This is a genomic window from Methylobacterium sp. WL120, from assembly GCF_008039465.1.
In the GTDB taxonomy this organism is placed as follows: Bacteria; Pseudomonadota; Alphaproteobacteria; order Rhizobiales; family Beijerinckiaceae; genus Methylobacterium; species Methylobacterium cerastii.
The window spans coordinates 1-5,525 of record NZ_VRUT01000233.1; the positions used below are offsets into that span (position 1 = coordinate 1).

Here is a 5,525-nt window from a genome sequence, read left to right on the forward strand (position 1 = left end):
TTGCCGAGAAGCCGTTGCCGAGCGTCGCGGTGTAGGCGGCGAGGTTGGTCGAGGCCATGTCGGAGCCGGCGGTGGCACCGGCGAACTCGAAGTCGTGGGCGTAGAAGTCGAAGAACGACGCGGCGCGGCCGGCGGTGAAGCCAGCGAACTGCACGAAGGCCTTGTCGACGTTCGAGTACTGCTGCAGACGACCGAAACCATCGACGCCGGTGGCGGCGAAGGCCGTGCCCTGGCGCTGCTGGGTACCGGAGGTGCCGACGCCCGAGTAGCCGGAGCGGCTGCCGGCATCGAGACGCAGGAAGGCGCGGAGCGTGCCGTAGCTGGTCTGGGTGCGGGCATCGACGTTGATGCGCATGCGGCCCTGGTAGCCGGTCAGGTCGCCGTTGCCGGCGGCGCGGGAGTAGCTGGTCTGGTAGCCGGCCTCGAGTCGGGCGCGGCCCGAGAGACGGATGCAGGTGTCGGTGCCCGGGATGTAGAAGAAGCCGGCGCCGTAGGCGGTGCAGACGCGGACGTATTCGATCGGGGCGGCCTTCTTGACCGGCAGATCGGCAGCCTGGGCGCCGGCGACGGCGGCGAAGCCGGCGGCCGAAGCGAGCAGGGTGCTCTTCAAGAGCGACATAGATATCTCCAAAAGCTTCGAGACCCGAGGATCGTACGCTTACGCGGCCGGGGCCGATCGCGACGTACGTTTCTTGTGCGGCCCGCTTTTTGGGTGCGGGCTCATCGGGCCCGCTTTTGCGATGCCCCCAGTGCGAAAACACTGTGTGCCAGCACATCCTCGCGATCAACGTCGAATCCACGAGTGCGCTACGGTGCTGTGGGAATGTTGCATCGACGCAACGCTTTGGTTAGCTGGCGAGCAATCAGGCCAAAAAGGCCTCACGAAGCGCTTAAATCGCAAAGTATATCGCGGGCAATCGATAACCCGGGCAGGTCGCCCTACGCCTACTGTGCTTAGCGTCTAAACCTGCTGCGCCTGTCGTCTGACCAGCACGTCGCTGAACGGCTTCGACACCACGTGCCGCCCTGACGCATCGTAGACCTCAACCGTCCAAGTCGACCAATCGCACCGAGGGCCGCGGAGCAACGCGTCCAGCGCGACCCGCTCGGCGGGGACACGCATCAGCGCCTAGGTCGGCAGTCGCTTGCCCTGCCGATCGGCGACAAGGTCGAAGCGAGCGGTGGAGGCGGAGCGCTTCAGGTTTTGGGAGGATCGGTCGGTGGTGGGTCGTAGCGCTCCTTGAGCTCGGCACGTCCGCCATCGGTGATCCTGTACTCGCCGCAGTCTGTTTCCGGCTCCCTGCGCCCAGTGGCGACGATCAGGCCCAGCACCTCAAGGCGCCGCATGTAGGCGTTCATTTTGTAGAAGCGTGCTCCTGTCTGGGCCAACGTCTGCAGGCGGTAGAGGCTACCAGGAGGGAGCTTGTGCATCGATCTTCAGCCCGGGCGTCAGCGCTGCACGGCTTCAATGTCGTCCTCGTAGATCGAGTCCGGCTGGCAGGCGTGCCACTGCTTCTTCTCGTCGCCCTGGCCTTTGCGGCCCCAGCAGTAGCCGGCTTGTGCCAGGCGGCCGCTTAGACGATCGCGGAGCCGGCATTGCTCTCGGACGACGTCAGCATCTCCCGAGCCCTCACACGCCTGCGAGGCCTTCCTTTCAGCCGTCAGCAGTTCTGGGACAGTCGGCAGTTGCTGCTGCGCGCCGGCGTCTCCAGCCGTGACGACGAGAGCGAGGGCGGCGAGGGCTGTGCGCATCGCGGTAGGATAGCGGGACCTGTTGTGCTGTCGACTCTGCAGGTGGTTCAAAGGCTCTTCGTCGTCACACCGAGCGCGAGCAGGGCGTAGGCGCCGATGAAAAACCACTGCCGGTAAGCCAGTACCGTGCGCCCGACCACAGGTACCTTCGTGTAGAGGCTGGCGACCGCGAGGCCGATCAGCACTGCGGAAGCGAGGAAGGTGAGTAGGCGCGGGGCGGACAAGGTTGGCATGCCGGCATTTTCACGCGAATGCGGTTGCCAAGCCGTTACCGTGCAAGGCGCTAATCGCATCCCGGCAGGATGGCCGCCGGGGTGCCGTGTCGAGCCGAGCTAGGTGGTCGAGCGGTGACGCTATCCAACCGGCGCAGAAAGCGCGCCGTGCCCCTCGCCAAGGTTGAGGTTGTGGCTATCATGCCGACTTTATTTGATCCGAGACGCCGACCATGAAGCCAGACGACGCCGAGATGGGCGTGACGATCGACTTCGCCAAAGGAGAAGCCAGCCCCCGACGGGTGTTCGGCAGCTTAATCACCATCCTCGAAGGCTTTGAAGCGCTCGACCGCCTGATGGTCTCGGCCCTCGATCCGCGCATCGTTCCACTTATGGTGCTTGAGGACATAGAGGCGGCCTCAATCACGGCTTGGGTCCGCACGCGGCTCCGTCAGGTCGACGACGAGGTTTTGAAGTCTGGAGACTGGAAAAAAGGCGTCGGCGCCGTCCTAGTGAAAGGCAAGCACCGCACGCTCGAATACTTGGATACCAGGGAGGCCGCGGACGAGGGGAAGCGCCTGATGCAACTGCGCGATGACCTGGAGAAGCTCCTTGAATCAGCGCCGGTCAGGCACCTGCCTCAGCCATTGCCGATCACGCTGCAGGACCTCGTGAAGCCGTTGGATCAGATCCAGGCCGGCAAGGCGGCGTTGTCAGCGAACGATCGATTGCTACTCACCACCGAGGCCGGGGTCTACGAGGCGAACGTCGCGGAGACGAAGCGCCCGAGCGAGTACCTGACAGCCGCCGAGGGATCGAAAGCAAGCGGCGTGATGCCGATGCAGTTGCTCGTGCGCCGGCCGGACTATCTTGGCGAAGCGAAGTGGGACTTCCGGCATGGCAGGGACACGGTGACGGCTGCGATCCTCGACGAGGTATGGCTGCAGCGCTTCAAGGCGGGCGCGGTGCCGATCGTGCCAGGCTCCGCACTCGCGTGCATGGTGAGGTATGCCTACGAGTACGACCAAGGTGGACGGTTAACATCCGCCCAGCACGATGTCGTCGAGGTGCAGCGTGTCATCCCCCCGACGGACGGTTCGAGCGAAGGCTTCCCGTTCACGGGCGAAGTAGAATGAGGCTCGGGGCGGAGCCGTAGCGCCGAAACCCCCGCCTTCTTCCCGGGCGCGGGGTGCCTTAAAGATCAGGCACGTCCGCATCAAGCCAGTCTGCCGCTGCCTTCAGGTTCTGAAACTTGTGCGTTTCGCTTGTGAAAGGCGATGGAAATGGCGGGCTGTCGGCGAGCGGTTCGGCTGTCCAATCGCCCTCATACCCATCCCGCGACACTTCGCGGACCAGACTGCCCACCACCTTGCCGTCGAGGATGAGATCGAAGCTCCCGGGAGCGAGGCGTTGAAGGGTGTAGGGCATCAGCATCTCTCGGAGCGAAGGCGCGGTCAGGATCTAGCGTGGCGGTCATTTCAGGCGGCCCTCCGCCTTCGGTTTCTTGGCATCTCTAGGCAAGCGCGCCGGCTCGCCCACTTCGACCCGCTTAGCAACCTCCATCACCACATGCTCCACCGAGGGCGGCCAGGGCACGGCGTTGTCTTCCAACATCTGCGCCGCTTTGACGAGCATGTAGAAATGCTCGGGCGGGATCGAAGTCCCCGCATCATGCTGTTCAAGGATGCGATCGGCGATCGCCGCTGCTAGCCCGGAGACTTCAACCATCCTGTCGGGCTGATCGCCGGGACCGTTCATTTCAGGCCGTTCTTCGCCTTCACGTGCTCGGCATCCCTCGCTAAGCGCGCTGCCTTCTGCCGGGCCAGGTTGGTCTCAGCCACGTTCGCCGGTGGCTCCTCAGCAGGCATGGAGATAGGCAGGCTCTGCTCCTTCGCAAAAGCCGCTTCCGCTTGCTTCCACTCTTTGCTCTGATGTTCGGACAGCGTGTGTTCCTCAGCAGGGTTGACGTCAAATTCAGTTCGTCGGGTTGGTGCCGACGTCTCAACCGATGAGCCGAGGCCGTCCTTGATCACGGCATTCTCGAAGGCCTCGTAGGCAGCTTCATCGCTTGCGAAGGCCTCGGGCCACACGATAGGCGAACCCTCGTGATCGATGACCTTCAGGGTCCACCCGTCTCGTGTCCCAGCGAGGCGGTAGATATGAACCTGCACCGTCTGGATGGCACATTCGACGTCCCCGCTGAGCGGAGAGATCTCCATCTTTTGCTCAGGGTTGATGGCTGCTGGTTGGTCCATCAGGTCGTGCCCTCTGAAACTTAACGATGGCGCACGTAGCCCTGACCGGCGACCCAATTCGCAACGCCATGTTGGAACCCTACCACGCGCGCAACAGGTGCCCGCCCGCCAGTACGAGGACGGTGAAGGTCACGGCCGATACACCGATCTTCTGCGCCAACCCTGACCCATGATGGGTGCCGCGCCGGTTTGTGGTTCGGGGCTTCAGGGCGACGATCTTCGGATCAGAAAGATGCTGCGTCAGGCTATCAGGTAGCCTGCGCTTCGATGGTCCCCTGGGCATGCTTCCCTTTCTACGACTTCTTCGCTTTCAGCCCCTTCGCCATCAAGCCGATGGATGGCTTCGGACGGGAGGGTTTTGGCCCGGGCTGGTCTGCGATCATTGCCGTTGCGTCGGGGTAGGGTTCTGAAGCGGCGAGCCGAGTTGCGAAGGCTGCTGCCCAGAGGGCTGCGGCGCCGGGGCTGGCGCCGGTTGTCCAGGCGTCGCCGGCGGAACGCCAGCGCCGGTCTGCAGTGTCTGGTCGGCCTGCGTCTGGACCTTATCGGCGGTCTGCTGGCTGATGAGACCGTAAGACACAGCCACGGCCAGGGCGACGGCTAGGGCCGCCCCGATGATCGTCTTTGCGAGCTTGCTCTGCATAGGTATCTCTCCTCAATTCGCGCCACACCTAGGCTGCGCCCTCCCGCGTGATACCAGGGCGCAGGACGATCGGCCGGACAAGGGCGAACAAGCGCATCGGTGGGGTGCTCCGGGACAAGTTGTCCGACGGTAGCAGGGTCGCGCGAATCCGACGAGCTAATCAGATGCACGCTCTACAGCGGCCGCTATGTGGGCTGCCTGTGTGAGCCGGCGCGGTTAGATACCGCTAAGTCATTGAGAAGATTGGCGCACCCGACACGATTCGAACGTGTGACCTTTGCCTTCGGAGAGCCGCGGCGTGACCGACTAGCTCTCCACCCTGTCCGCGCTGCCGGCCGAGTACGTGAAGACCGCCGGGACCTTCGTCGGCGGCGCCGTTCTCGCGGTCGGCACCTACGTGATCGCCAGAATCCGAGAGGCCCGTAGGCCAGTCGAGCCTGCTCCGGGTATCCGGCGCATCGCCCTAGATCCGGTCGATCGGGACTCGGCGGCCGGACGAGCAGCCGGATCGCCGGGACTTGCGGGATCCGGACGTGTGCGTAATTACCCACCCCCTTGCGCGGGTCGGGTTTCGCTGATTCCCTCGTGGGATGGGCCGAAGCGATCTTGAGCGGCTGAGCCGCGAGGAGCTGATCGAGCTGGTGCTGCGGATGCAGCGCCCGGAAA

9 protein-coding genes are annotated in these 5,525 nt (G+C 64.1%); 1 reads left to right on the forward strand and 8 read right to left on the reverse strand.

Going from position 1 to position 5,525, the window contains the following annotated elements; genetic code table 11:
- The 4 genes from FV229_RS24985 to FV229_RS25005 form a co-directional block, all read right to left on the reverse strand.
- The coding region (locus FV229_RS24985; protein ID WP_187275280.1) for a porin at nt 1-619 on the reverse strand (619 nt) is incomplete at its 3' end.
- Between the two features lie 578 nt (nt 620-1,197).
- The gene (locus FV229_RS24995) at nt 1,198-1,359 is read right to left on the reverse strand and encodes a hypothetical protein (RefSeq protein WP_246688332.1); all 162 of its coding nucleotides are present in this window, start codon (nt 1,357-1,359) and stop codon (nt 1,198-1,200) included.
- A 90-nt stretch (nt 1,360-1,449) separates the two neighbouring features.
- Nucleotides 1,450-1,752, reverse strand: a complete 303-nt coding sequence (locus FV229_RS25000; RefSeq protein ID WP_147754520.1) for a hypothetical protein — start codon at nt 1,750-1,752, stop codon at nt 1,450-1,452.
- Between the two features lie 47 nt (nt 1,753-1,799).
- The gene (locus tag FV229_RS25005; RefSeq protein ID WP_147754521.1) at nt 1,800-1,985 is read right to left on the reverse strand and encodes a hypothetical protein; all 186 of its coding nucleotides are present in this window, start codon (nt 1,983-1,985) and stop codon (nt 1,800-1,802) included.
- Nucleotides 1,986-2,197: 212 nt separating this feature from the next.
- On the opposite strand from FV229_RS25005, the gene FV229_RS25010 reads away from it, so the two are divergent.
- The gene (locus FV229_RS25010) at nt 2,198-3,100 is read left to right on the forward strand and encodes a hypothetical protein (protein ID WP_147754522.1); all 903 of its coding nucleotides are present in this window, start codon (nt 2,198-2,200) and stop codon (nt 3,098-3,100) included.
- Nucleotides 3,101-3,158: 58 nt separating this feature from the next.
- On the opposite strand, the gene FV229_RS25015 is transcribed toward FV229_RS25010, so the two are convergent.
- The 4 genes from FV229_RS25015 to FV229_RS27830 all read right to left on the reverse strand — a co-directional run bounded on the left by FV229_RS25015 (nt 3,159) and on the right by FV229_RS27830 (nt 4,859).
- Nucleotides 3,159-3,392 (reverse strand): hypothetical protein, encoded by a 234-nt coding sequence (locus FV229_RS25015; RefSeq protein ID WP_147754523.1) that lies wholly within the window; start codon nt 3,390-3,392, stop codon nt 3,159-3,161.
- Between the two features lie 45 nt (nt 3,393-3,437).
- Complete coding sequence (locus FV229_RS25020; protein ID WP_187275281.1) at nt 3,438-3,722, reverse strand: hypothetical protein; 285 nt, start codon at nt 3,720-3,722, stop codon at nt 3,438-3,440.
- Nucleotides 3,719-4,219: a hypothetical protein gene (locus tag FV229_RS28300; RefSeq protein WP_246688333.1), complete on the reverse strand. Its 501-nt coding sequence runs from the start codon at nt 4,217-4,219 to the stop codon at nt 3,719-3,721. The genes FV229_RS25020 and FV229_RS28300 overlap by 4 nt, the downstream gene beginning before the upstream one ends.
- A 379-nt stretch (nt 4,220-4,598) precedes the next feature.
- Nucleotides 4,599-4,859: a hypothetical protein gene (locus FV229_RS27830; protein WP_147754524.1), complete on the reverse strand. Its 261-nt coding sequence runs from the start codon at nt 4,857-4,859 to the stop codon at nt 4,599-4,601.
- Nucleotides 4,860-5,525 lie beyond the last annotated feature (666 nt).